Here is a 26,113-nt window from a genome sequence, read left to right as displayed (position 1 = left end):
GGAAGCGGGGCGGACCGGGATGGTGTCCGCCGACGAGTGTCGGTACCGGCAGACATAATGCGGGACATGGAAAACGGTGATGACAAGGCCGCGCCCCGTCCCGTCCCAGCTGTGAACAACTGGGCGGTGGGTTCGACCTGCGTCGCGGTCGTCGCGGCCGCCTACCTGATCGCCTGGCTGGTGCTCGAGCCGGAGCCTGCGGCTCGAGCCAAGAATTCGTATGTCACTCCGCCGGTCGCCTATCCGGTACAGATCCCGGGGTGTGATGTCGTGGAACCGCCGCGGGAAGCGCGATTGTCCGGCGTGCTGTACTCCGTGACGGACGAATACGACAATCCTTCCTATCCGTGGTTTTCCGGTCCCAAGGCCGCCGCGATGACGCGGGCGCTGCGCGCTCGGCTCCCCGGTGCTGCCGAGATCGCCTTCGCCCCGGTATCGCGCTCGCTGGTATTCCAGCCGATCCTCGGCGATTCCACGAAGAACAAGGAATTCGGCGGGTACAGCGAGGCGCGGGCCACGCTGCTGCGTGGTGACCGAGCGGGCAGTCTGGCGGTGACCGTGCGCCGGTCCGATACACCGATTCCAGCGTGCGTCGCCGGCGCTCTCGACGAGCGGCGCCACCTACCCGACGGCACGATCGTCGACATCCAAGACACCTGGTATGAGATGAATGGGGCGCGCACTCTCTCGCGCGGCGCGACCGGTTATCTGCCTGACGGTTCCGTCGTTCACGCCTATGCCACCGATGACGCCGCCGACGTCAACGGCCGTACCGGAGCCGTCACCTTGGCCATCGACGAACTGGTCGCGTTGGTGACCGACCCCGGGCTACGTGTCAGTGCGCCGGTTCCGCCCGGCACGCCGGGACCGGTCGAGTCCTGCGGTATCTACGCGGCACGTTCTCCTGCCATCGACCAGGCTCAGGCGCGTCGATGGGATGCGGTGCTGGCGCGGATTCCGCTCGACGGTGTGACCCTCGACCGGCCCCTGGGGGCGCTACTGCCAGAGCAGTGGGGCGGCGTGTGCCAAGTGGTTCGAGTCAATACCCCCGGCCGGCAATCGCGATTGAGCATCACGATCAGAACCGGGCAGCCCCTCCCGCAGGACTCCTCCTACGACAGTGCGACGCGGCGGCTGCCGGACGGGACCGTGGTCGAAACCCACGAAGAGCCGAGCGCGGCGCTGGCCTCCCCGCCGCGAAATGATCGCGCTGTCACCGTCACCCGCCCGTCCGGGACACGGATCTGGGTTTCCTTCGCCGACGCCCCCGCCGAGCTATTGCCGTTGACTCAGCTCGAGGAGATCGCTCTGGATCCGGGACTCGAGGTTTCGCGATGAGAACCATGCGTAACCTCGGCGGGCGGGGTCGAACGAGATGGCTCGTCATCGCTGCCCGACCGGGCGGATGATGATTTCGTTGATATCGACATCGGCGGGTTGGGCGATGGCGAAGCTCACGGCGCGCCCGATGCTGTCCGGGGAGATCGCGTTGGCGCGGTAGGCGACCATGAGGTCGGCCGCGTACGGGTCGGTGATGTGGGTGGCGAGTTCGGATTCGACGACACCGGGCGAAATCGTGGTCACCCGGATTCCCGGGCTCGATTCTTGCCGCAGGCCCTCGGTGAGGGCCCAGGCGGCGTACTTGGTCGCCGAGTAGATCGCCGAGGTCGACACGACCTCGTGTGCGCCGATCGACGCGATCGTCACGACATGTCCCTGTTCGCGCGCGGTGAAGTGCGGCAGCACCGCGGCGATGCCGTTGTACAGACCGCGGACATTCACCTCGAACATCTGGTCCCACTGGTCGACCAGTAGGGAGTCGAGTCGCGAAAGCAGCATGACGCCGGCGTTGGCGACGAGGACGTCCAAGCGCCCATGAGTGGTGACGATATCGTCGACTACCGCGCTGAACGCGGCGCGATCGGTCACGTCGAGTGCCTGCGCCTGCGCGTCGAGCCCCGCTGCCTCGAGCTCGGCCACGATGGCTTTCAGGTGATCGGTCCGACGCGCGGTCAAGATGACCCGGTGACCTTGTTCGGCCAATTCTCGCGCCGTCGCGGCGCCGATTCCGCTGCTTGCTCCGGTGACCAGCACAACTTTGCGTGCGGCGGCGGAGTCGAAGGAGATTGCTGATGTCATGACTCCAGCCTGGATCGGCCGGTCTGCCCGAGGAAGGCACCGGCCCACCTGGGAGTGCCGCACCCAGGCTGCCCTACGCCGCCGCCATTAATCTGGGGTCATGTCGCAGAATCCGCTGGGGGATTTCCTACGCGCACGACGGGCACAGGTCAGCCCTCGATCGTTGGGGCTACCCGCCCAGAACAACCGTCGGGTGCCGGGGCTTCGGCGCGAAGAAGTCGCGACGATGAGCGGGCTCAGCGCCGACTATTACGTCCGCCTCGAGCAGGGCCGGGAACGCAACCCGTCAGCGCAAGTTCTCGAGGCCCTCAGCCGAGTCCTGCGACTCGACGACGACGCGCGATTGCATCTGTTCCGGATCGCGGGGCTGGGCCCGCGCAACCAGTTGAGCGCAGCGCCCGAACACGTCGACGCGCAGTTACTGCGGCTGATGCGGATGTGGCCGGACAACCCCGCGCTGGTCCTGGGCCGGGCCTATGACGTGCTCGCTGGAAACCCTTTGGCTTACGCGCTGTTCGATGGTTTCGAGTACGGGCCGAACCTGTTGACGAAGGTCTTCCTCGATCCGGCCGCGGCGAGTTTCTACCCCGATTGGGAAATCGTGGCAGCCAACACGGTCGCCGGCTTCCGTGTACTGCACGGAATGTTTCCAGCGGATCGCCGGATCAACGAGGTCCTGGCCACCACACGGATGCACAGCGCGGCATTCTCCGACTTGTGGGAGCGTCACGACGCTCGAGGCAAGCGGCTCGAGACCAAGCGGTTCGCGCATCCTGAAGTAGGTCGAATGACGTTGAGCATGCACGCTTTCGACGTGAAAGCGGTGCCGGGGCAGGAATTGATCGTCTACCACGCCGAACCCGGTTCGGCCAGCGCCCACGCGCTCGCCCTGCTGGGCGCGCTGTCCGCGACCCGGGCCCGGGAACAAGACGCTACCCGGGGTCAGGATCTTCGCTAGCGAGCTTCCGAGAACACCGTTCACTATCGGATACGCAAAGCCGAGGAGATTATGGCCGGTATCACGGTAAGTAAATTGTGTACTTCTCCGGATGTGCTCGGAAATAGCCGTGAGTGAGCCGGAAGTCGCATCGAGTAGTGAGATGGCTCGGCAGTCTCTGCTCTGATGGGTCCACCGCCGCCCACTCGGTCTCGAGCTGACCTCGCCCCGAACGGCCGCCGGCCGACCGCCTGAGGAGACGTCTTCAGGCGGCTCAGGGTCCTGCCGACCTGCGGTCGGTCGGAGTTCGGGGCGTCGAATAAAGCTGGCCGACAAGCGGATCGGTGCCAGGGCTGGGTGTGTCTGACGGGGGCACACCCAGTCCCTGTGCTGTGGATCAGTTCGGTGCCGGGGTTGTCAACATCTCCAAACGCGCGACGCGTTCGTTCGCCTTTGTCACAACCGGCGAGGTGGGCCACGAAGTCCTACTCGCCGGTAACGTTGGGTTCCTGCCCAAAGTCGTGTGCAGGAAAGGAATTACGATGTCTGTCGCAACCTCCTCCGAACCGTTCCTGACCTCCTCGGGCCGGCCGGTGTCCAGCCCGTTGAAGGATGTGCGGACTCTTTCTCGCCAAATGGTCGGCCATTTCATCGAGAACGTCGTGCCGTGCGCGACCTTGCCCGGCGAAGCACTGCACGGTGATGTAACGACCATAACGCGAGTGTGTCTGGAATTGACCAGGAGCATGCTCGACGGACAGGATCTGCCCGGCCGCACCGAACGAGTGCAGGCAGCGGCCGCCGGATGGGCGCGCGAGGGAATCCCGATCGATACGATCCACCACGCCATCCACGAAGGATTCAAACTCGGCTTCGACCTCATTCTGGCCCATGGCACCACCCGGGACCACGCAACCATCGCGGGGGTCGCGCTGCGGTTGATGGAGGCCCTGAACATGATCACCTCGGCGGTATCGGTCGCCTATGTGCGCGAATTGCGTTCGGTGATCAGTGAGCATCACACCGCCGTGCACACGCTGACCTCGGCGCTACTGGGCGGCCAGAGCACGTCGACGATGGCGCGGGAATGCGGCATCGAGGTAGCCGACCAGTATCACGTTGTGGGGCTGGAACTTCCACGACATCCGGACGAGTTCGATTCCAGGCTGGATGCGAATGTGGTGGCCCGGCGCAAGCTTCGGCGAGTCCAGGCGGAGCTGGCCAACCGGTGCGGCGGAAAAGTGTTGTCGCTGTTGAGCGTCGATGGGGGCACGCTGCTGCTGCCCGCTCCGCGGTTCTCCGATTCGGATCTGGACGAACTGATCGTTCAGCTGTCGGCCGCGGCCCAGGTGCCGGTCCGGGCGGTGGCCATGGCCGCCGTGCCCGCGGACATCCCGAAGGTGGCCGAGCAGGTCCACGAGCTCGTCGATATCGTTCATCGCCTCGGCGGCGAAAGCCGGGTATATCGCCCGAATGAGTTGGCGTTCGAGTACCAGCTGACTCGGCCGGGCCCGGCCCGCGACTATCTGAGTTCGGTGCTCGACTCGCTGGAAGCCCATCCGGATCTGCTACTGACCCTCGAAGTGCATATGGCGACGAATATGCAGCGCAACCGGACTGCTCGCAGGTTGCATGTGCACGCCAACACCGTCGACTACCGACTGAAACGGATCGCGGAGATCACCGGCTTCGACCCGACGGACCTCACGGGTTTGTGCCATTTGCGGGCGGCGCTGCTGATCCGGTCACATCGCGGCCGCGCCGCCGCACGGACTCGCGGTTCGCAATGTCTCGACACCTTGGCGGGATGATGCGGCGGCGGGCTACCGGGTTCCTTCGCGAGAAAGTCTGTCACCGGCTTCCAGCGGCTGCGGTGCCGTGGTGTCCGGGCCGCTGTCGGTGTCGGGCGCGGGAAGCAGCGCGACGGTGATGGCGCCGAGCAGGGCGGGGGCCATGAAGGCGAAGAAGCCGGCCCGGGGTGAGGTGAAGAACGTGGTGGCGGCGGAGAGGTAGGACGGGCCGGCGATGGCGCCGAGGCGGCCGACGCCCAGGCCCAATCCCAGTGCGGTGGCGCGGAGCCGGGGCGGGTAGTAGGCGCTGATGTAGGCGATGATGAGGTTCTGGCAGCCCAGGGATCCGAGTCCGGCCAGGGCCGAGATCGCCAGCAGCAGGGGGCGTGGCTGATTGGTGCTCAGCACCAGCAGAGCCACGGCGGCGAGGGAAAAGGTCACGGCGGTAACGAGTTTCAGATAACCACGGTCGGCCACGATCGCCATCAGCACTCCGCCGCAGGCGGCCCCCGCGGTGAAGGCGATCATGAATTCGAGCGAGGAGTTGAGGCTGTATCCGTTGCGCATCATGACCGTCGGCAGCCAGGCCGTGGTGCTGTACACCAGGGTCATGCTGGCGAAGGCCGCGATCCAGAACAGGACTGTAGCGAGACGTGTTGCGGGCGTGAACAGTTCGGCGACGTAGCGGACCTTCTCGGTGGTACCGGGGTGGGCAGTGGTCGAGGGGACGATCCAGAGGATCAGCGGCACCAGGACCACCGGGAACGCGCCGATGAGAAACAGGGTCTGGAAGTGCACCTCGGACAGGAGGACTCGCCCGAGCAGGGCTGAGGCGGTGCCGCCGATTCCGATGGAGCCCATGGCGATGGCCAGATGCAGGGTCCGGCGGTTGCGAGGGGCATGGTCGGAGACCAGCGCGGCGACCAACGGCGCGAGCGCACCGACCCCGATTCCGGTGCCGATTCGTGCCGCGCCGAGTTGGGTGAGATCTCGTGCGGCCGCCGCGGCCAGCATCGATGCCGAGATCCAGCACACGGCAACGATCAGCGGTGTTCTGCGGCTCCAGCGGTCAGCGGCCCAGCCGGCCAGGATCGAGCCCAGCGGCATACCCAGAGCCGTCAGGCTACCGAGGGTGCCCAGCGTGGTGACCGATGCGCCCCAGGAGCGGTCGTGGAGCAGACTGGGGCCGATCGTGCCCAGGGTGAACAGGTCGTAGCCGTCGACGAACAGGACCAGACACCCGAGCAGGAGAATCCCGGCCCGGTGCTTCTTCGCTGGTGTCGTGGATGTCGTGGTGATTGCCATGGTCGTCTCCTTTGACGTGGCGTGGGTCCGGCAGCACCGAGCAGGTACGGCTGGTCTGTCGTCAGTTGTCGTGTCCGATCGCGCGCCGGAGGATCTCGGCTGGGCTGCCGGGGTCTTCGGCGGTCCAGGCCAGGTGCTGGTCGGGCCGCACCAGAACCAGGGCACAGGTGGGGTCGTCGAAGAGGGTCAGCGGCACGTCCTGCGCGCGTGCGGCGTCCGCGAATTCGGCGACCAGGGGATCCGCCAGGTCGCCGAGCAGGGTGAACTCGGGGCCGAGGTGGTCATAGAGGGAATCGCCGGGGGCGAGCCAGCGGTGGGTGAGGCGAGCTCCGGCTCGGTCCGATACCACCGGTGAGTTCTGGTAGGTGTAGCCCAGTACCAGATCGAGGCTGTGGAATTCGCTGTCTTTGGCCTGCTGGACGGCTTGGGCGACCGCGGGGCGGGCCGCGTCGAACTGCGCGGGTGGGCCGAGTAGACGTTCGTCGCTGAGTTCGGGTGCGAGAGTCGCCATGTTGCGGGCCGCCGCGGCGATGGTATGCGCGGCAATCGGTTTGCGTTCGGCCTCGTAGCTGTCCAGCAACCCGGCCGGGGCCCAGCCGTTGACTACCGCGGCGAGCTTCCAGCCCAGGTTCACCGCGTCACCGATTCCGGTGTTGAATCCGTGGCCTCCCCACGGCGGATTCAGGTGCGCGGCGTCACCGGCGAGGAAGACTCGGCCCGCCCGGTAGTGATCTGCCAGCAGGAGTTTGGCTTTCCAGGGGTCGGTCGCGACAATGTCGGCCTCGATATCGGCACCCACCAGTTCGCGCACGATGCCCAGGGTGTCCGCGGCGCCGTGCTCCTCGGTGACGCCTTGCGCGATGCACCACCACATGTCCTCGAGATCGAGTCGGCCGAGCACACCGGGCCGGCGGGGATGCAGCACCCAGTAGTGCACGGCGGGGCCGTGCGGCACCTTGTCGGCGAGTCCCGGGGCCCGGAAGACGATGTTGAAGTTGGGCCGCTCGTCGGCACTGCCTGCATAGCGTGCGCCGATGCTGTCGCGCACCGCACTCCAGGCGCCGTCCGCGCCGACCACGAAGTCGGCGCACACGGATCGGGTGGTGCCGTCGCTGTGTTCGATCCGCGCGGTGACCTGGTCGGTGGTCTGCGACAGGCCGGTCACGGTCCATCCGGTCAGCAGTGTCGCATGTGGTGCGGAGTCGACGGCTTCGCGCAGAACCTCTTCGATGACAGGTTGTGGTATCTGCTGGCCGGCTTCAGCGGCGATGTCGGCACCGGTGAGGTCCAGACCGAAACAGCCTGAGAAGCGGGTGATTTCGCGTCCCAGCAGGCTGGTGGTGAAGATCGCTTCATCCGACCAGCTGACCGGTAGCGCCGCCCGGGCACGGATGCGGTCGGACAGACCCCACCTGCGAAACAGTTCCATCGTTCGCGCGGAGGTCGTTTTCGCGCGTGGACGCAAGGGCGAGACGGTTTCCCGCGGCTCGACCACCAGCACGGCGACCCCGTGGTGCGAGAGTTCCAGAGCGGTTGCCAGTCCCACGGGACCGCCTCCGGCGACCAGGACGGGGACGTGGTTGATCGTGTTGTTCATCGGTGCTCCTGGCGCGGGAGTTTCCCGGGACCGGACCGCCCCGGAAACTTGTTCACTTGTTCAGCGGTTGGTGGAATGCGCACCGGTCATCAGTGCGGCCAAGTCGTCCGGTTCGAGGAACGACGGTGGCGGTGGCGGTCCCCACGCGTAGAGACCCTGCAGTCCCTCGAGCACCTGGGGTGACCACAGCTCGTCCTCGGGGATGGTGTCCATATCGGAGTAGTACTCGGAGAAGTTTCCTGCTGGATCTTTGAGGTACCAGAAGAAGTTGGCGCCGGCGAAGTGTCGACCCAATCCCCAGGTGTGGCGTTCGGGGTGGCCTTCGAGCATGCGGTGTGCTGCGCGACCGACGTCGTCGATGTCGTCGACCTGCCAGCTGGTGTGGTGCATGAAGTTGACCGGCGCCGCCATGACCAGCACGTTGTGGTGTTCGACGGAGCAGCGTAGAAAGGCGGCTTTGGCACCCATGTAGTCGCTGATCTTGAAACCGAGTCCGTCGGTGAAGAACCGGCGCGTGGTGTCCAGGTCTGTGCTGCCGATGACGACATGGCCGAGTTTTCGCGGGCGTACCGGCTCGGTGCGAGCGATGAACGGCGCGCGCCCCCATCGGTCGATGCGGTCGGGCCCGTTGTAAGGCGTGGCGAGAACGGGCGGATCGATGGTGATTCGCGGTCGAACGGTGACGACGACCGGGGTGCCGGTGACCGGCTCGATCGCGCGTACCGAATCGGCCGTGTGATGGTGTTCGACGTCGTGGGCGCCCAGCCGAGCCGCGATGGCGGCGATGTCGTCGGAATCCGCTGCGGCGACGGCCAATTCGAGCAAGCGGCGGGTCGGCGCGTAAGCGATGCGCAGTTGCTCGCCACCATCGCGGGTCGCGAACAACCCCTCGCCGCGGTGTTCGAGACCGAATTCGGTGTAGTAGGCGATGGTTTCGGTGACGTTCGGGACGCCCACCGCGACCGAAGCGAGTCCATGCAGTGCCATGACCTGACCTACTTCCTGTCCGCCGCGGCCCGGAACCGCTGGTGCAGTTCGCCGATGCCTTCGATCCAGCTGTCCAATCGCTGTCCGGGCTGAACGAACCGTTGCGGGTCCCGCCCGACGCCGACTCCGGCGGGTGTGCCGGTGAAGATGACATCACCGGGGTAGAGGGTCACCGTGCGCGACAGCGCGGCGATCAAGGCGGGCACGCTGAAGATGAGCTCGCCGGTGCGGCCTTTCTGTAGCTCTTCACCGTCGAGACCGCATCCCAGCTCGAGATCGTCGGGGTTGTCGAACTCCTCCGGTGTCACCAGCCACGGGCCCTGCGGGGAGAATCCTGGAAATGACTTCCCGAGTCCGAATTGTGGTGCGGGCCCGCGTAACTGGGAGACGCGTTCGGAAATATCCTGCCCTGCGGTCAATCCGGCGACGTATGTCCAGGCGCTGGCGATGTCGATCTGGTGGCCGGTCTGTCCGATGACGACCACGAGTTCGATCTCCCAGTCGACGTTTCCGCCGTCGGGCAGTGTCACCTCGGTATCCGGACCGGTGAAACTCGAGACGTATTTGGTGAATACCGGCGGGAGCCCGGTGGGTGCTTCGAAACCGGATTCGCCGGCGTGGGCCCGGTAGTTCAGGCCGACGGCGAAAACCTGGCGCGGCATGGGGGAGGGGGCGCCGAGCGCGGTCCGGTCGAGGGCCGTGGTGGCGGCGCTGTCGATATCAGATCCGTGTTCGGCCGCCCAGGCGGTGAACGCGGCCCAATCCTGATAGAGCGCGGGCAATTCCGGACCGAATCGCCCGGAGGAAGCGGTCGCGATATCGAGCAGGCGTTCATCGCCCGGTGGGCCGAGGACCATAGTCGCCCGGTTGTCGGAATTTGCGATCCGCATCTGAAACCTACCCTCTGTGACTGCTGAGTTCTGGATCACAGCGATGGTAGGAACGTGTCCTGGATCGCAACAGTGCTGTCCTGTATAACAGGACCTGAAACGGTTGATCAGCCTTTTCGGGGCGATCGATGCAGACCGTGCCGAACCCGGATCGCCGCGCGGGATCGAGTTCAGGCGTCTCGCAGTTCGAGTTGCCGCGACACCGTGGCGGCTGCGGCTTTGACTTGCGCTTCGACGGTCTTCAGTTCCGAGCGCGGAACTCGGGACGCGAGGGCGGCGATACTGATCGCCGCGCATACCGCACCGGATGCGTCGCGAATCGGCGCGGCGACACCGAGGATGTGGTCGTCCAATTCTCCCTGCGATAACGCGGCACCGCGTTTCCTGATGTGCGCCAAGCGGGTACGCAGCGCTTCGGGGTCGGTCAGAGTTTTCGCGGTGAAGCGTTCCAGCGGTCCCTGTTCGAGGATCGCGGTGACCTCGTCCGGATCGGCCCACGCGAGCAGCACTTCTGCGGCCGCGCCGGCGTTGATCGGCAACACGTGCCCGCGTTCGTAGGACAGGCGCACGGCGTGCTGTGCCTCGACCAGATCCAGGCACACCACCGAGCGACCCGACCGCCGGGTCAGCAGGACGGTCTCGTTCACCTGTGCCGCGAGCGCCCGCATGGCGGGCAGCGCGACATCGGACAGGCCCAGGCCGGCACGGGCCAGCCGGGCCAGCTGGAAGATCCGCGGCCCGAGCCGGAACCCACCGGCCGCTTCCTCGATGAATCCCGACCCGGTCAGACTCTGCAGGTAGCGATAGGTGGTCGAACGCGCGACGCCCAAGCGGGCCGATATCTCTATGCCTGACCAGACCGGTTTGTCGGCGCTGAACAGCAGCAAGATGTCCAGGGCGCGGTCCGCGGTGGAATTGCGTTCGCGATAGGTACGGGGTGGGTCCGCGTTGGTTGCCATGCGGCTCACGATATCCATCACTCCATGTCCTGTAAATCAGGACGTTGCTTTCGAAATACAGGACTCGCGATTTAGCGTGTGCCTACCGCGCTCGAAGACAGGAAGCAGGTGGGCCGATGGCGGCGAAGATGCCGACAAGCACAGCCGATGTCGTGGTGTGTGGCGCTGGGCCGGTCGGCCTGACGGCGGCCGCGTTGCTCGCGGCGCGAGGCGTCGATGTCGTTGTACTGGAACAGAATTCCGGTACCAGCGACGAACCCAAAGCCATCAGCATCGACGATGAGTCGCTGCGCGTCTACCAGGCCGCGGGCATTGTGGACCGGGTTATGCCGGTGGTGGTACCGGGCACCGGAACGCGCTACTACGACCGGCACGGTGAGGAGTTGTTCCACGCCCGGGGACCGCGCCCGTTCCGGCTGGGATATCCGTTCAAGAACCCCTTCGCGCAACCGGATCTCGAACGCGTACTCGCGGAAGCGCTGGCTGAGACCGGCAATGTCGAAATGCGTTTCGGCGCTCGCGTCGTCGGATTCGACCAGCATCCCGAGCATGTGTCTGTCCACGCGGTAACGGCCACCGGTCGATCGGTGGTTCGCGCGCGGTACGTGCTGGGCTGCGACGGTGGCCGTTCGGCGACCCGGTTGTTGCAGAACATCGATATGACCGGCCGCAGTTATCCGGATGTCTGGCTGGTGGTCGACACCCTCGAGGATCCGCACACGCAACGCTTCGCGATGCATCACGGCGACCCCGTCCGCCCGCATGTGATCGTGCCGGGTCTGAACGGTCGCTGCCGCTACGAATTCCGGCTCTTCGACGGCGAGGGAACCCCGGACCAGAAACCTGATTTCGCCTTGATCGAGCGGTTGGTGGCGCCGTACCGGCGGATCAGCCCGCGCCAGATCGAACGCGCGATCAACTATCGGTTCAATGCCGTGGTCGCCGACCGATGGATGATCGGGCGATCGTTTCTGCTCGGCGACGCGGCGCACATGATGCCGCCATTCGCCGGCCAGGGGCTGAACTCCGGCCTGCGTGACGCGTCCAACCTGGCCTGGAAGATCGCCGATGTGCTCGCCGGACGGCTGGACCCGTCGATTTTGGACACATATCAGCGGGAACGATATCCGCACGCGCTGGCCACCGTCCGGCTCTCGGAACGGCTCGGGCGTGTGGTGATGACGACTTCACCGCGGTTCGCTCGCCGCCGCGATCAGCACATCGAACGCGCCCTCGCCACCGGGCAAGGGCGCGCGTTCCTCGAGGAGATGCGCTACCGCCCGTCCGCCCGATACGACAGTGGGCTGCTTTCCGCCGGAGACCGGCCCGAACTGGTCGGGATCCCGATCGGACAGCCGCTGGTCTTCGACACCGTTACCCACCGTCTGCGTCGGCTCGACAGTGTGCTGGGCAACGGCTGGGCGCTGCTGGGGATCGACGTCGGGCGGACCGACTGGACAGCCGTCGCCGCGGTGCTCGAACAACTCGACGCTGTCTCGATCCAGGTCTCGACCACCGAGCACATGCCGCGCACCGATCACCGGGTCGTGCTGGACGTCGACGGCGGCCTGCTGCGTGAATTCGCCCCCTACACAGGGCGTTTCGCCCTGATCCGTCCCGATCGTGTCGTGGCCGCCGCCTGGCCACCCCGCGCTTCCGCCGACCTGGTCGAGCGGGTCCGCTCCTGGACCCCTGCCGGAACCGCGTCGATCACCTCTCCAGAAAGGGCCCTGACCCATGGATAAGCCGCAACGTGTCGTCCTCGAAGAGCACGACGCCGCAGGAACATTGACCCGCACCGCGGTCTCGCACATCGGGTTCTCCGTTCCCGATCTCGCCGCAACCGTCCAGTTCTACAGTCGTGTCCTGGGACTTGTGCTCCAGGAGGAACGCTCCGACGGCAGAGTGCGACTGGGCTGGGGCAGCGGACACCATGTCATCGAACTGGTCGAAGGACCGAAGGCGCTGCGCCACTATGGATTCGAAGTCCGGGACCTCGGCGGGGTAGCGGCTCTGGCCACCCGCCTGACTGCCGCCGGGCACAGCGTCGAATCCCTCGACGCGGACTATCTCGACGCCGCCGTCGGCACTCCGCACGGCATCGCGGTCGCCGACCCGCACGGCACCCCGATCCATTTCCACACCACGGTGCGGCGGCACGGCGAATCCACCGCCGACACCGGACGACGGCCGATCAAATATCAGCACATCACACTCGGTACCGACAACGTCGAGGCCATGGTCGCCTTCTTCGTCGACCAGGTCGGGTTCCGGATCTCCGACCAATTGGACGACGGCAGATTCGCGTGGCTGCGCAGCGACCGCGACCACCACACGCTGGCGGTGGTCGACATCGAGCGGGGCGGCGATATCGACCACTACTCCTACGACCTGTCGCGATGGGAGGACTTCAAGGCGTGGTGTGACCGGCTCACCGACGACAACGTCGATGTCACCTGGGGGCCCGGCCGGCACGGCCCGGGCAACAACCTGTTCGTCTTCTTCGACGACCCCGCCGGCAACCACATCGAACTGTCGGCGGAGATGGAGCAATTCCACGACGACCGCGCCACCTACGTGCCCCGCCGATGGAAACCGGTACCGCACACCGTGAATTTGTGGGGCGGCCAGCTCGCCGGTTGGCGCAAGACCAGCGAAGGAATGAACCGATGACCTACGCGACCTATGAACACGACGGCCGGCGACACGTCGGCGAACTGCGCGGATCATCGTTGGTTCCGCTGGCCGGGATGACCGAACTCGGCGCCGGCACCACCCCGGAACTGCTCCGTGCGGCTGTCCGCGATACCACGGCGGCGGTATCGGTCACCGAGGCGCGGATTCTGCCCGTCGTCCCGCGTCCCGGCAAAGTGTTCTGCGTCGGCCTCAACTACCGCGAACATGTCACCGAATCCCGCCGTGAACTGCCCACATACCCGGTGCTGTTCCCCAAATTCGCCGACAGTCTGCTGGGTGGCTTCGACGATATCGTCCTGCCCCCGGAGTCGGCGCAAGTCGACTACGAAGGCGAACTCGTGGTGGTCATCGGCCGGTCGGGACGCCGGATTCCCGAGGAAGATGCCCTCGACCACGTCCTTGGCTATAGCGTGGCTAACGATGTCACGATGCGCGACTACCAGTACAAGACACACCAGTGGATGCAGGGCAAAGCCTGGGACGCCTCCACCCCGGTCGGCCCCTACCTCGTCCCGCCCGACACCGTCGACCTCGCCGAAGCCGGTATCCGGACGGTGCTCAACGGTGCGAAAGTCCAGGAGTCGGACCTGTCGATGCTGATCTTCTCCATTCCGCGTCTGATCGCGACCATTTCCACGTTCACCGCACTGGCGCCCGGCGACCTCATCCTCACCGGCACGCCGGGCGGGGTCGGCTACCGCCGCGACCCCCAAGTGTTCCTCACCGACGGCGACACCATCAGCGTCGAAATCGACGGAGTCGGCGCCATCCGAAACACCGTCCGTACCACCGAGAGTCGCGCATGAACGCCCCCAGGCCGGAAGCACCGGCCATCGCCCGCTCCCTCACCCTGCACCTGCGCGGTGACTGGGGAACGGCCAACCTGCACCGCGTCTGCGGCTGGATCTCCCAAGAACTCACCGATCGCGCCGGCCCGGACACCCGCGTCGCGATCTGGAACAGCCGCGGCTTCGCCGATGCGGTCCGTGCCGTCGGACGCGGTGAGGTCGATCTCGCCCTGACCACTCCGGCCGCGTTCGCGGTCGCCGCACTCGACGGTCGTGGCGTCTACCAGGACGAGTCGTTCCCGCACCTGCGGGCACTGGGCGTAGTGCCGCAGCGAGACCGGCTGGTGATGGCGGTGCACCGAGCGCTGGGGGTGACCACGTTCGCTGAGCTGCGCGCGGCCGAACCCGCACTCACACTGGCGACATCGATCAATGACGGGATCAACCACGTCGGGCTGGCCGCGCACGCGCTGCTCGAACGCGCCGGGATCGACGTCCTCCGATGGGGTGGGCGATTCCTCGAAGACGAGCGCCCGTTCGAATCGTTCGATCATGTGCTGGCCGGGCGCGCCACCGCGATCGTTCATGAAGCGGTCATGCTGCCGCACTGGCAGCAGTTCGGCGGCGACTTCCACTTCCTGGAAGTCGAATCCGAGGTGCTGGAGCAGCTCGACACCGATTTCGGGTGGCCCGCTGCGACCGTCGCCGACCACTACTTCCCCGGCCGCAGCGCATTTCGCACCCTGGACTTCTCCGACTTCCTCGTGCTCACCACCACCGAACTGGCCGAAGACATCGCCTACGCGATCGCGTGGATTCTGGGCGAGACCCGCCACATCATCGAGCAGCAGTACCGGCACATCCCGCCTGATCGCAGCCCGATCACCTATCCACTGGACCCGGTCACCATGGGCCGCGCTCCGATCCCGCTCCATCCCGGGGCGCAGCGCTACTACAGTGCGCTGCCCACAGCCTGACCGCATTCACCAGAGAAGGAGGTGGCCATGAAAGTCATCGAGGACGTCGTGGTCATGGGAACCGACAGCCCGTTGCGCAGCATCGAACGCGACGAGGAGCAACTGCTCGCGTCACCACACCCCAGCAAGGCGCCGATCAAGCTGTGGCGTGACCAGCCGCCGCTGAACGTGGTGCATTTCCCCCAGCAGTTCCGCGCCCAGCCGTTCGCGCCGCCGCGCGGAGTCTACGAAAGTGAGCACATCCGGGTCGAGTGGCAGACGATGGACAATCGGCAGCCGTTCTACCACCGCAACTGCGACGTCGACGAAATCTCGTATCAGATCGCCGGTGAGCGCACGCTGATGACCGAACTGGGTGTCATCGAACATCGGCCAGGCGAGTTCTCTCGCATTCCGCGGGGAGTGGCACACGACAACTACGGCCGCAAGGAAAGCCATCTGCTGTTCTACATTCCCGCACCGGTCGCCGAGGTCGGCCCGAGTGTGGGTGAATCCCAGCCGCTTTCACCGCCGTTCGACGGTTGGCGGGCCGGTGCGGTCAACGAAGCGGTCACCCAGTGCATGGGAGCCCGCGGCCACGACATCGCGGTATTTCCCATCGATGAGCAACTGCTGCTCGACCAGGTGCACCACGAGAAGGAACGTATCCAGGTACTGCGCGGCACCTCCGACCACGCGACCACTTGGCTGTATGGCACCGACCGATTCCGGCTCGGCGTCCACCACGACGCCGCCGGGAACCAGGGCGTGCGCTACCGGCGGCTGCTCGACGGCGACACCGTCCACTACCAGGTCAGCGGATCCCGCACGCTGATCTCCCAGCGCGGCATCGTCGATCTCGCACCCGGTGATTTCGTCCAGATTCCGCTGGGCGTGGCCTACGCCAGTGTGAACGACGAACCGGGGGAGTACATCACCCTGCTGTCGCATCGGGAGTTGCCCCAGGTCGCCGACACCACCCGAACCGCTGATCCCTGGTCACCCGAGCGGCTCGCCGCCGCCCGCGCAAAGGCCGGCCGATGACCGTCATGCTCGCTGCCCGTGCCCACCGCGGCTCGGATTCTGTTGTGCTGGAGAAGATCCCGGTACCCGTCCCGGGGCCGCTCGACGTCGTCGTCGAGATCGCCTCGGCGGGACTCGCGCCCGGGATGATGCGGTTGCTGGCAAGTGGTGCCTTCAAACATCTGCCCACGACTGTGGGGCATGAGGCCGCCGGCACGATCGCTGCCCTCGGCTCCGAAGTATCGGGAATGACTGTGGGGCAACGGGTTCGAGTTCACCCGAACCTCAACTGCCGCGACTGCGCGTACTGTCGCACCGACCGCGACATGATGTGCGCCCAGCAGGCCATGATCGGGCACGCAGCCTTCAGCAGGGCGCCGATGCCGCTCTACGACCGCTACCACGATGGCGCGTTGGCCGAATACATCCGGGTTCCACACTGGCTCATCGACAAGTTGCCCGACAACGTGGGCTTCGATGTGGCCGCCAAGGTCCACGATCTCGCCAATGCCGTGCGTGCCCTCAAATGCGCCGACCTGCCGCTCGGGGCCACGGTGATCGTCACCGCCGCCACGGGCACCATGGGTACCGCCACGATCAAACTCGCTGAGCAGTACGGGATCTCGCGGCTCATCCTGGTCGGACGCGACGCCGAACGGCTCGAAGCGGTCCGGGCGCTGGCAGGTGAGGTGGCCACCGACACCGTCGCCATCGACGACCTCGACAGCGAGTGGGCGGGGACCGACGGGCTCACCGCACGACTGCGCGAACTGGCCCCCGGCGGAGCCGATGCGGTGATCGATTTCATCCCCGACGGCCCCGCGACCGGCCAGGCCATGGCCGGGTTGGCGACCGGCGGAACGCTGGTGCACATGGGTGCCAACCGGACCCCGCTGCCGTTCCCGCCCGCCGCGATGATGATCAACTGCTGGCGCTACGTCGGCACCCGCTCCTGCACCCGCAACGACGCCCACGAGGTTCTCGCCCTGCTCGGCGAGGGCGCCCTGCACGTCGAGGAACTGATCACCCAGCGCTTCGCGCTCGCCGACGTGGTGCGAGCCATCGACGCGATGCAGCGCCGCGACGAACCGATGTGGATGACCGTGGTCAACCCGTAACCGGCTGAGCCACAAGTTGTTCCAGGAAGGACGCTGACATGATCATCACCCACTACGGGCACGCGTGCGTGCTGCTTGAGCTCCCGTCGCGGGATCGGCCCGCCCGGATCCTGATCGATCCAGGTAGCTACTCCACCGACTATGCCGGGCTGCGCGACCTCGACGCCATCCTGATCACCCACGCTCACCCCGACCACCTCGACGTCGACGGCGTCACCGCCCTGGTCGAACACAATCCGAACGCGCAACTGCTGCACGGCCCGGCCGCTGCGGTAGCGCTGGCGGAGCGCGCGATCTCGGGCCGGGTGGTCGAGCCCGGTACCACCGTGAGCGTGCGAGGCATCCGGATCGTCGTCACCGGGGGAGAGCACGCGTGCATCCATCCCGATCTGCCCGGTTCGGAGAACAACGGCTACCTCATCGCCGACACGGTCTTCCACCCCGGCGACTCCTTCGATCTACCGCCCAGCACAGCCGACACCGTGTTGATACCGGCGGGAGGTCCGTGGATGAAGATCGGTGAGGCGATCGACTACCTGCGTGCCACGGCACCGCGGCTCGCCATACCGATTCATCAAGCCGGACTCGCCCACGCCCACCAGCAAATGCACTACGGGCTGTTGCGCAAGCTCGCACCAGAACCCACCGAAGTCCTCGTCCTGGACCACGCCACGCCGTACACCGTGCGCGCCGGCGGCCCAGAGTGATGCGCCCGGAACAGGTTTCGGTCGTCCAGGCGAGCCGGGCGCTGGCCGCGGCGGGCCTGGGCGACATGGTCTGGGGGCACGCGTCGGTACGCGACACCGACGGTCGTGGGGTCTGGATGAAGGCCTCGGGGTGGGGATTCGAGGAAATCGACCACACAAAGGTCGTCCTGGTCGGCGCGGACGGGACCGTGGTCGAAGGTCACGGCCGGCGCCATCTCGAATTTCCGATCCATACCGAGATCATGGCGCTGCGCCCTGAGGTGACCAGCGTCGTGCATACCCACGCACCAGCGCTGAGCGCGTTCGCCTCCCTCGACTGTGAACTGCGCGCCATCTCCCACGACGCCGTGCCGTTCACCTATCCGCAGCTGCCCCGGTTCACCCGAACCGGCGCGCTGATCGCGGACCGGGAACTCCGCCGTGCCGTGGCCGAACGATTGGGGGAGGCCAACGCCGTGCTGCTGCCCAACCACGGCGCGGTCACCGTCGGACCGGATCCCGCCACCGCGGTGATGTACGCGGTCTTGCTCGAACGTGCCTGCCGCACACAACTGTTGGCACAGGCGGCCGGTGGACCGAACATCTGGTCCCACGAGGTGGAAACCAAGCTCAAACAAGAACAGGTCTGGAACCCTGCCCAGCTGGCGGCCGGATATCAGTACCTGCTGCGTCGCGCTGAATCCGGCGCAGGCACAACCGAATCCGCTCAGCAGCCGTGATTTCCGCCGGACAGTGGCAATCACCGGAGGGGCGACGGCTTGTCATGCCGTTGCCCCTCCGCCATTACTGGACGGTCAGCCGCAAACATTGGCGGTATTCATCGAGAAGTGAACCGAGCGCGCCGGCATCGGTGACCGCTCCGAAGATGTAGCGATCGGGCCGAACCAGCACCGCGTGCATGCCGGTGGCCGCGAACCACTCTGTCCACTGCCCGGTGTGATCGGCCAAGTCCGCGGGGTCACCGCCGTGGATCGTGAAGGGGCTTACGTCGATTGCGGACAGTTGCGAGCTGAGCGTCGCCCCGAGCATGTTGGCAGAGCCCGCGGAACCGATCAACAGGGCCGCCCGCCGGCCGACGACTTCATCGAGAAGTACCGATCGGCCTTCGTGGACGACCGGGTACTGAGGCGCCAGCGTTCCTCGCAGCCCAGCACGATCCATCGTGCTCACGGTGACACCGGCGCCGAGTACCGGAAGCGCTGTACTCGGCAGCACCACAGCGGGATCCGCGCCACCAGCGATCATGCGGGCATCGCGTGCCGTGGCCTCCGCTTCGTCGAGTACGCAGATGACCCGGCCGAGTTCGACCGACATGGTGATCGCGTGCTGGAGGTGCGTGCGGCGTTCTACGGTGTAGGTATCCAACAGCCCGGCCTCGGATTCGCCGCGGAGGACGCGGTCGAGTTTCCACGTCAGGTTGGCAGCGTCACGCAGACCGGAGCACATACCCTGCCCGGCGAACGGCGGCATGAGATGAGCCGCGTCACCCGCGATCGCCAGGCGCCCGCGCTGCCAACGTTGCGCCCATCGGGCACTGAAGGTGTACACGCAGTGGCGCTCGAGCTCGGTGTTTTCCGGTGTGCGGCCCCATGGTTCGAGCAATCGCCATGCGGTCTCGGCGGTGTCGAGCGTTTCCCGGCTTTCGGCGGGCAGCCGCATGAACTCCCACCGTCGTCGTCCCGGGCCGCCCGAGACGATGGTGGTGGGGCGGGCCGGGTCGCACAGCTGCCAGTTCTGTGGCGACCATTGCTGGTCGTCGAGCGGAATAGTGTCGATGATCAACCAGTCGAAAAAGAAACCGAGATCGCACATTTCGGTCTCGAGGTGCTCGCGTACGAGACTGTTCGCGCCATCGCAGCCGATGACGAACCTGGCCCGGGACGCATCGCCGTCAGCCTGCGACAGCACGACATAGTCGTCGTGTTCTTCGATCCCCACTACTTCGGCTCCACGCCGCAGCGTAACCTCCGGCATCGCCGTCACCGCTTGCGCCAGAACCTGTTCGAGCTCCGGCTGCGAGAAGAAGCTCGCGGTCGGCCACCCGCTCGGCCCGATCCCGGACCAGTCGATCCGCACCAGGGCCGCACCGGCCCGATTGCGCCACTCGTAGTGATCGGGCACCGGCTCCGAAATCGCCCGAATTTCCTCGGCCAACCCCATCGCTTGAAAGACGCGTCCGATCTCATCATCGAAATGCACCGCGCGCGGCAGTGGATACGGCCCGCGTTGCCGTTCCAGGACAAGAACGTCGTATCCGCGCAAACCCAGCATCCGCGCCGTGGCCAATCCCACCGGTCCCGCCCCGACGACGACTACATCGTGCATACCTCGCCGCTGTGGCGCCATTGCCTCACCTCTTCAGTCAAGTGGACGAGTGAGGCAATAGTAGGAATTTGTTCTACATTTCGACATCGTTGTCCTGCATGGAGAGACATCGGTCGAATTGGACTGGCAATGCTGCCATTGCGCAGGGGGGTGACTCCCTTCGCCTGGCTACTTCGGCGTCCGCAATAGGCCGTGTGCGATAACGTCGGCGGCGGTTTCGAGCAGGTCCCGCAGTTCTGCCTCGGTCCGGCGCAGTTGATCCGGTCGCCAGTTGAGGCTGATGATGCCGTTCCACGTGGCCAACAAGACGGTGGCGACCTTCGAAGGATCGATCGGACGCGCGATGCCGGCGTCGATTCCAGCGCTGAGTGCCTGGGCCAGACGATCGTTCTGTCGCTTGATGTTTCGCGCCAGGCGTTCGGACAGCTCTCGTCCGGCGGAGTATCCGCCAGGGGCTGCCGGGGCCGCGAGCATGCGGAAGTACTCAGGATATTGCAGATAGAACTGCAGGTACTGTTCGGCCACGGCGTAGATCTGTTCGGCCGGTCCCCGATCTGCGGTAAAGGCCAGGTCGATGAACCGGCGGTCGAGATCGAGTGCGCGATCGACCACGGCGGCGTGCAAACCGGACTTGGATCCGAAGTGGTTGTAGATCGACCCGACCGCTACTCCCGCTCGCTCGGCGATCTCCTCCACGGTCACCTCGTCTGCCGGTCGTTCGCTGAAGATCTCTCCGGCGGCGGCCATGAGGGCGTCGATGGTGCGTTGTTTCCGAGGATCCACTGAGTCCGCCTCTTGCAATCGTTGCAATAAGTTCCGTCGGTGCGTAGCGTAGCGCGCAGAGTTCATGTAAGCGTTGCAAGAACTCGTGGGGAGAAAGCTCATGGACATCCATACCGGCCTGGTACCGCCGCGCACGCTCCGCCCGTTCCAGCGGCAACGATTCGCCCGGTTGCCCGATTCGCCGCTCCGCCCCCACCCGTACTTCGCGGCGCCGGCGTGTGAGGTGCAGACGGACTCGGCCGCACTGGGGCCCGTTCGGGTGCACTACCGCGAATACGGCAGCGGGCCACCGCTTTTGCTGATCCATGGCCTCATGACCACCGGCTACTCGTGGCGCTACGTGCTCGAGGGGCTCGGCGCGCGCTTCCGGCTGATCATCCCCGACCTACCGGGCCACGGCCGCAGTAGTCAACCGGCCGTGCCGCTTTCGGCACCGGTGATGGCCGCATGGATCGGCGAATTCCAGCACGCGCTCGGAATACGGGGCTGCGCCGCGGTCGGCAATTCCCTCGGCGGATACCTGGCGATGCGCCACGCTCTCGCCGAACCCGGCGCATTCGCCCGACTGGTCAATATTCACGCCCCGGCATTCCCGGTGGCACGGATGCACGCCTTGCATGCGGCCCTGTCGCTTCCGGGTGCGCCGGCGATTTTCGGATGGTGGGTGCGGCGAGACCCGATGCGCTGGTCCCACCGGATCGTGAACTACTACGACGACACGCTCAAATCCCTCGAGGAGGCCCGCGAATACGGCGCACCGCTGGCCACCGCCGCGGGCACTCGCACCTTCGTCAGCTACTCGAAGGATGTGATGGCGCCGCGCGAATTCGCCCGGTTCACTCACGAACTGCGGCGGCGACGGGCACTACGGCAACCGTTCCCGATGCCGTTGCAGCTCATCTATTCCCGGCAAGACCCGATGGTGCCGCCCGCTACCGGGACGAAACTTGCTGCGCTCCTGCCTGATGCGCAGCTACACCAGCTGGACAAGTCATCCCATTTCGCTCAGGTAGACAGTCCAGCCGAAGTCACCACCCTGCTACTCGACTTCCTCTGACAGCCGGTACCTGGTCAGGCTCGGTCCTTTTCGGCGGACCGAGACTAATTTTCCGGAGTTGATCTGGAGCCTGGCGCCGAACGTCGGTATCGGTGCGGCGAACCAATCCGGCATGGCTGTCGGTCCGAATAACCGTCAGTAAAGAACCGTGCGGACATGACAGGAGGAAGATTTGCGGATACGTCGATCAACCACGGTAATGGCAGGGATCGGTCTACTGGCGGCGGGGGCAATCGCGGTCGCACCGGCCGCTTACGGTGCAGACCATGCATATTACGAGTGCGACAATATCAGCAGCACAGGCACAGAAAACGCGGACGTGCTGGGCTCGGACTGCAAAGCCGGCGCCGGCTCGCCGAAGAAAAAGAAGCCGGAAGGTCCTGGCATCATAGCCAGCAGCAAAGACAGCCGAACCGCCTACATTTGCAGGGAAGTAGCGCCGGACGTCCCCAAGACTGTCCTCGGGACGGACTGCAAACTGGAATCAAATCTTTTGCTGTAGCTCGATCGGCCGAGCGCGGCGAGGAATCCCACCTCGCCGCCGCGCCCGCTCAGTGCGTCATTCGAACTTCCCCTTGGCCCGAGCCAACCGCAGATCGTGCCGAATCTGCTCTGGCACCATGCGATCGCAGTGGTCGCGAGCCGTTACTGTTTGGGGATCCGATGAAATTCTCCCCCTCGAAGATAGAGGGAAGTGGGTTTCCCGTCGGCATCCAGCTCTTGGTAGAAATACTCGTATGTGCCGGAACTGGAGGGATACCAACTCCCTACATCGCCGTCTTGATGGAATGCATATCGCCCTTTCTTGTGCAGCTTGCCCTCACTGACGCAATCGAAGCCATCCAGCTTTCGGCGCGCATGATAGTTGGCGAACTCCTCACCGCTGAATTTGTATGCGAATGCCTCTACTTCCTTGCCTTTGTACCAGCCGGCGATGGCGTTGTAACCCTTCTCGCGACAGTACGTTTCACGTTGCTCGATGATTTTGGCGTAGTCGGGTGCGGCGTGTGCCGTGGGTACGAGTCCGGTATTGCATACCGCAGTGGTCAGGAGCAGAAATGTCGCGACCCGTGTGATCGCGCAACGCCTGGATCGTGTGCGGCGGGTGAACGATTCGAGCAATTGTTCCTCCTGGTGATGGTTGCATTCGGCAAGCTATCGCGATACTCCACGGTTTCTTCGTCGCTGACGCGTAGAAGGATGGGTACGTTCACCACACCTGAATTTGGTTGACTGACACCGCTATTTCGAGTGGTTGCCGGTGAACGCCACTGAGACGCCGAGCCCGATCATCGAAAAGCCTCCCGCCGTCCCGAGGATCTTTTCGCGTCGCGGAGACCGGCTGAACCAGTCGCGCAGGTGGGCGGCGAGCACCGCCCAGAGGCTGTCCGACACCAACGCGATCACGACGGCGATCAGACCGAGCAAAAAGATCTGGAGCTGGACCTGTCCGGCGTCTCGGTCCACGAACTGCGGTACGACGGCGGCGGCCAGGATGAACGACTTCGGGTTCGACGCGCCGACGACGAAGCCCTGGCGTACCGAGGTACGCCAGGGCAAGGCGAAGCGTTCCGGATCGAGGTCGCCCGCGCCGAAGGTGCCCCGGTGCCGGACAGCGTTGACCCCGAGGTAGATCAGGTAGGCCGCGCCGGCGATTTTCACCATCCAGAACGCGGTGGCCGACTCGGCGACGATCGCGCCGAGCCCGGCCGAGACCAGCACCAGCACAGTGAGCAGGCCGAGAGTGTTGCCGGCCACGCTGGCCAGCGCGACCGACCGGCCGTGGGCGAGGGCTCGGCCGATGGCGAAGACCACGCTGGGGCCGGGAATCACGATAATGATCAGGGCTGCCACGCCGAACGTGATCAGCTGTTCGAGGCTGAGCATGTGACCACGCTAGTGCCCACACAATGCGGGACGCGTGGTCAAGCAGAGATCGGACGAGGTATTGGTTGAAACGCCTGGCCACCGCTGTCTGCGGCAGTCCTCATCCGAAGTACAGGCCGATCGCGATCGTGCCCGATGCGCCGGCCACCGCGACCGAGGCGAACAGGGCCGCCGCCCGCGCGCTGCTGTGGTGGTCGGCCAGGACACGGCGTCCGCGGTAGTGGCCGACGAATGCGAGTACGAGCAGACAGACGGAGCTCACGATAGGGGCTGTCGCGGAGGGGATCCCGGGACGCTGGGCTGCGTGATGCGCCAGCAGCAGCGCGACGCACATCGCGGTGGCGGCCGTACGTCGCCACGCCAGCGCGGTCCGCTCGGCTTGCAGTCCCGGGTCTCGAGGGACCGTGCTCATCCGGTGGCCACTGCCACGCCGGCCATGATTCCGACGGCGGCGACCAGCACCGCCAGAACCACCATCAATCGAGACCCCGGCAGGGGGCGATCGTGCCGGATCGCGTCGTCGACGACGCACCACCGCCGGTAGGCGCCCACGGCGACGACCGTGGCGAGAACCAGCACGCTCGTCGCGATGAGGGTGCGCAACAGCGGGGTGGCGAAGGTTCGCGCCAGTTCATGCATCGCCACCCCACCGGCCAGCAGTGCCAGCGCGGTGCGGATCCATGCCAGGAAGGTGCGTTCCGCGGCAAGGGTGAACCGGTAGTCCACCGGCGCGGGCGGTGGTTCGCGTTCGGCAACCGGGGGTGGCGCGAATAGTGTTCTCAGCCAAGACATTTCGTTTCCGATTCGGATATCGCGGCGCTGTCGCGAGCGTACGGTCGGTACAGCACGGCCGATCCGATGCCATTGACGGCGGTCAGTACGACGGTGACCAGGAGAAGCGCGCCCTGGAGCCCGATGGCATCGCCGAGAAATCCGGTGAGCAGGGCGTACCCGGCGTAGGCGAGGCCCTCGACCATCGACACCGACACCGCGAAAGCCAGCGGGCGCAGCCGCGGTGCCACCACGGCCATGATGAGCGGCCGATTGACCACGGGCACTTGCCCCTGCAGGAAGCCGAGGAGCGCGAAGAGCACGGCATAGCTCGCGATCGAGCCCCACACCAGCTGTGTGGTGAGCAATCCGACCGCGGCGAAGAGGATCTGGCTGGCCTGCAACATCACGACCCGGCCGCTGCGGGGGAGCGCGCGATGGATGGCGTCGTTTACGCGACCGCCGACGATCGTTCCCGAGAGGTAGCCCGCGGCGAACGGGAGCGCGACGACAGCGGCCGCCGCGGTGCTGAATCCCCGGTCCTCGACGAGGAATACGGCGCCGAAGCTCATGATCACGTTCTGGCCGGACAGCGCCCGCTGCCACAGAATCAGCCGAAACGACTCGATCCCCAGCAACTCCCGCAGTTCCCGTCGAATGACACGAGCCTTACCCTCGAGTTTTTCGAGTGGTTGGGCGGGTGCGGGTCCCGGGGGTATCGCGTCCTGCTGTGGATCGTCGAGAAACAGCACGATCAGGATGCCGATGAGCAAACAGACGCCGCCGGAGATGATGTAGCCGTAGCGCCATCCATCCGCGGATCCGGATAGCAGACCGAACAGTGGAGCGCTGCCGCCCGCGATGATCGCGACACCGCCGTAGAGGACTCCGGTGGCGCGGCCGCGCCGGTCGTCGTCGTAGATGTCGCCGAGGATGGACAGCGCGATCGGCCCCGCCCCCGCGAAACCGGCCGCGGCGATGCCGTAGAGGACGACGAATTGTAGAAAGCTGGTGGAGAATCCGGCGAAGATCACCCACACGCCCCAGAACCCGGAACACACCGCCAGTACCGTTTTGCGGGGGTAGCGGTGGGCCAGCAGTGCCCACGGGAACGCGGCGAACACGCCGACGGCCTTGGACACCGCGACCACGGTTCCCAGCGCCGCCGAGGAAAGTCCCAACGCTTCTCGCATAAGCGGGAAGAGCACGGTCGTCAGACTCGATTCGGTGTTGTCCATCGCGGTCGACGCGGTCAGCAGGCTCAGCGTCCGGGCCCGGCGTGGCCGGTGTGCGGGCGCGACCAGACCGGTGGTCTCGGTGCTCATGGAAATCCTCTCGAGCGACGACGCGGCATTGCGTCCGGTGCGGTGTTTCGGGTGGACCCGGGTCAACCGGCG

Annotated in this window: 25 protein-coding genes; 12 read left to right on the top strand and 13 right to left on the bottom strand. The window is 65.9% G+C overall.

Annotated elements, in window-relative coordinates:
* Positions 1 to 66 precede the first annotated feature (66 nt).
* Positions 67 to 1,338 carry a hypothetical protein gene (locus BJ987_RS26660; protein WP_245366137.1) on the top strand — a complete coding sequence of 424 codons (1,272 nt, stop codon included), beginning with the start codon at positions 67 to 69 and terminating at the stop codon, positions 1,336 to 1,338.
* Positions 1,339 to 1,383: 45 nt separating this feature from the next.
* Here BJ987_RS26660 and BJ987_RS26655 read toward each other — a convergent pair whose 3' ends face one another.
* Complete coding sequence (locus tag BJ987_RS26655) at positions 1,384 to 2,139, bottom strand: SDR family oxidoreductase (RefSeq protein WP_209895308.1); 756 nt, start codon at positions 2,137 to 2,139, stop codon at positions 1,384 to 1,386.
* Between the two features lie 100 nt (positions 2,140 to 2,239).
* Between BJ987_RS26655 and BJ987_RS26650 the strand changes: the two genes are divergently transcribed.
* Positions 2,240 to 3,097 carry a helix-turn-helix transcriptional regulator gene (locus tag BJ987_RS26650; protein WP_209895306.1) on the top strand — a complete coding sequence of 286 codons (858 nt, stop codon included), beginning with the start codon at positions 2,240 to 2,242 and terminating at the stop codon, positions 3,095 to 3,097.
* A gap of 521 nt (positions 3,098 to 3,618) precedes the next feature.
* Positions 3,619 to 4,887: a PucR family transcriptional regulator gene (locus BJ987_RS26645; RefSeq protein WP_209895305.1), complete on the top strand. Its 1,269-nt coding sequence runs from the start codon at positions 3,619 to 3,621 to the stop codon at positions 4,885 to 4,887.
* Between the two features lie 12 nt (positions 4,888 to 4,899).
* Here the strand turns inward: BJ987_RS26645 and BJ987_RS26640 are convergent, their stop codons facing one another.
* The 5 genes from BJ987_RS26640 to BJ987_RS26620 all read right to left on the bottom strand — a co-directional run bounded on the left by BJ987_RS26640 (position 4,900) and on the right by BJ987_RS26620 (position 10,604).
* A complete protein-coding gene (locus BJ987_RS26640; protein WP_209895304.1) occupies positions 4,900 to 6,171 on the bottom strand; it encodes an MFS transporter in 1,272 nt (423 codons plus the stop codon).
* A 61-nt stretch (positions 6,172 to 6,232) separates the two neighbouring features.
* A complete protein-coding gene (locus tag BJ987_RS26635; RefSeq protein ID WP_209895303.1) occupies positions 6,233 to 7,768 on the bottom strand; it encodes an FAD-dependent monooxygenase in 1,536 nt (511 codons plus the stop codon).
* A gap of 60 nt (positions 7,769 to 7,828) precedes the next feature.
* Entirely contained in the window at positions 7,829 to 8,755 is a 927-nt protein-coding gene (locus tag BJ987_RS26630; RefSeq protein ID WP_209895302.1) for a VOC family protein, read from the bottom strand.
* An 8-nt stretch (positions 8,756 to 8,763) separates the two neighbouring features.
* Positions 8,764 to 9,645: a fumarylacetoacetate hydrolase family protein gene (locus BJ987_RS26625; protein ID WP_209895301.1), complete on the bottom strand. Its 882-nt coding sequence runs from the start codon at positions 9,643 to 9,645 to the stop codon at positions 8,764 to 8,766.
* A 170-nt stretch (positions 9,646 to 9,815) separates the two neighbouring features.
* Entirely contained in the window at positions 9,816 to 10,604 is a 789-nt protein-coding gene (locus tag BJ987_RS26620) for an IclR family transcriptional regulator (protein WP_209895299.1), read from the bottom strand.
* Between the two features lie 116 nt (positions 10,605 to 10,720).
* Here BJ987_RS26620 and BJ987_RS26615 point away from each other — a divergent pair, with 116 nt between their 5' ends.
* Genes BJ987_RS26615 through BJ987_RS26580 form a run of 8 tightly spaced genes read left to right on the top strand, consistent with a single transcriptional unit; the run spans position 10,721 to position 18,612 of the window.
* Positions 10,721 to 12,349, top strand: coding sequence for a bifunctional 3-(3-hydroxy-phenyl)propionate/3-hydroxycinnamic acid hydroxylase (locus BJ987_RS26615; protein ID WP_372446892.1), 1,629 nt, complete (start codon positions 10,721 to 10,723; stop codon positions 12,347 to 12,349).
* Entirely contained in the window at positions 12,342 to 13,277 is a 936-nt protein-coding gene (locus BJ987_RS26610; protein WP_209895294.1) for a VOC family protein, read from the top strand. Before BJ987_RS26615 ends, BJ987_RS26610 begins: the two co-directional genes overlap by 8 nt.
* Positions 13,274 to 14,107: a fumarylacetoacetate hydrolase family protein gene (locus BJ987_RS26605; RefSeq protein WP_209895293.1), complete on the top strand. Its 834-nt coding sequence runs from the start codon at positions 13,274 to 13,276 to the stop codon at positions 14,105 to 14,107. The genes BJ987_RS26610 and BJ987_RS26605 overlap by 4 nt, the downstream gene beginning before the upstream one ends.
* Complete coding sequence (locus tag BJ987_RS26600; RefSeq protein WP_209895291.1) at positions 14,104 to 15,066, top strand: TAXI family TRAP transporter solute-binding subunit; 963 nt, start codon at positions 14,104 to 14,106, stop codon at positions 15,064 to 15,066. The genes BJ987_RS26605 and BJ987_RS26600 overlap by 4 nt, the downstream gene beginning before the upstream one ends.
* Before the next feature lie 27 nt (positions 15,067 to 15,093).
* Complete coding sequence (locus BJ987_RS26595) at positions 15,094 to 16,089, top strand: hypothetical protein (protein ID WP_209895289.1); 996 nt, start codon at positions 15,094 to 15,096, stop codon at positions 16,087 to 16,089.
* A complete protein-coding gene (locus tag BJ987_RS26590; protein ID WP_209895287.1) occupies positions 16,086 to 17,186 on the top strand; it encodes an alcohol dehydrogenase catalytic domain-containing protein in 1,101 nt (366 codons plus the stop codon). Before BJ987_RS26595 ends, BJ987_RS26590 begins: the two co-directional genes overlap by 4 nt.
* Before the next feature lie 38 nt (positions 17,187 to 17,224).
* On the top strand, positions 17,225 to 17,893 hold the full coding sequence (locus BJ987_RS26585) for an MBL fold metallo-hydrolase (RefSeq protein ID WP_209895285.1): 669 nt from the start codon (positions 17,225 to 17,227) through the stop codon (positions 17,891 to 17,893).
* Positions 17,893 to 18,612 carry a class II aldolase/adducin family protein gene (locus tag BJ987_RS26580; RefSeq protein ID WP_245367518.1) on the top strand — a complete coding sequence of 240 codons (720 nt, stop codon included), beginning with the start codon at positions 17,893 to 17,895 and terminating at the stop codon, positions 18,610 to 18,612. The genes BJ987_RS26585 and BJ987_RS26580 overlap by 1 nt, the downstream gene beginning before the upstream one ends.
* Before the next feature lie 64 nt (positions 18,613 to 18,676).
* On the opposite strand, the gene mhpA is transcribed toward BJ987_RS26580, so the two are convergent.
* Positions 18,677 to 20,218: a bifunctional 3-(3-hydroxy-phenyl)propionate/3-hydroxycinnamic acid hydroxylase MhpA gene (gene mhpA / locus BJ987_RS26575; protein WP_372446954.1), complete on the bottom strand. Its 1,542-nt coding sequence runs from the start codon at positions 20,216 to 20,218 to the stop codon at positions 18,677 to 18,679.
* Between the two features lie 168 nt (positions 20,219 to 20,386).
* Entirely contained in the window at positions 20,387 to 21,001 is a 615-nt protein-coding gene (locus BJ987_RS26570) for a TetR/AcrR family transcriptional regulator (protein WP_209895278.1), read from the bottom strand.
* A 100-nt stretch (positions 21,002 to 21,101) separates the two neighbouring features.
* Here BJ987_RS26570 and BJ987_RS26565 point away from each other — a divergent pair, with 100 nt between their 5' ends.
* Positions 21,102 to 22,058, top strand: coding sequence for an alpha/beta fold hydrolase (locus tag BJ987_RS26565; protein WP_209895276.1), 957 nt, complete (start codon positions 21,102 to 21,104; stop codon positions 22,056 to 22,058).
* Between the two features lie 645 nt (positions 22,059 to 22,703).
* Here BJ987_RS26565 and BJ987_RS26560 read toward each other — a convergent pair.
* From BJ987_RS26560 to BJ987_RS26540, 5 genes are all read right to left on the bottom strand, one after another.
* Positions 22,704 to 23,180, bottom strand: a complete 477-nt coding sequence (locus tag BJ987_RS26560) for a hypothetical protein (RefSeq protein ID WP_209895274.1) — start codon at positions 23,178 to 23,180, stop codon at positions 22,704 to 22,706.
* Positions 23,181 to 23,300: 120 nt separating this feature from the next.
* Complete coding sequence (locus BJ987_RS26555; RefSeq protein WP_209895272.1) at positions 23,301 to 23,945, bottom strand: LysE family translocator; 645 nt, start codon at positions 23,943 to 23,945, stop codon at positions 23,301 to 23,303.
* A gap of 100 nt (positions 23,946 to 24,045) precedes the next feature.
* Complete coding sequence (locus BJ987_RS26550; RefSeq protein WP_209895270.1) at positions 24,046 to 24,357, bottom strand: DUF202 domain-containing protein; 312 nt, start codon at positions 24,355 to 24,357, stop codon at positions 24,046 to 24,048.
* Entirely contained in the window at positions 24,354 to 24,737 is a 384-nt protein-coding gene (locus BJ987_RS26545; protein ID WP_209895268.1) for a YidH family protein, read from the bottom strand. The genes BJ987_RS26550 and BJ987_RS26545 overlap by 4 nt, the downstream gene beginning before the upstream one ends.
* Positions 24,725 to 26,041 carry an MFS transporter gene (locus BJ987_RS26540; RefSeq protein WP_245366136.1) on the bottom strand — a complete coding sequence of 439 codons (1,317 nt, stop codon included), beginning with the start codon at positions 26,039 to 26,041 and terminating at the stop codon, positions 24,725 to 24,727. The genes BJ987_RS26545 and BJ987_RS26540 overlap by 13 nt, the downstream gene beginning before the upstream one ends.
* Between the last annotated feature and the right edge of the window lie 72 nt (positions 26,042 to 26,113).

The organism is Nocardia goodfellowii, assembly GCF_017875645.1.
In the GTDB taxonomy this organism is placed as follows: Bacteria; Actinomycetota; Actinomycetes; order Mycobacteriales; family Mycobacteriaceae; genus Nocardia; species Nocardia goodfellowii.
The sequence above is the reverse complement of the archived record's forward strand: the minus strand, read 5'-3'. Positions and strand labels throughout refer to the sequence as shown.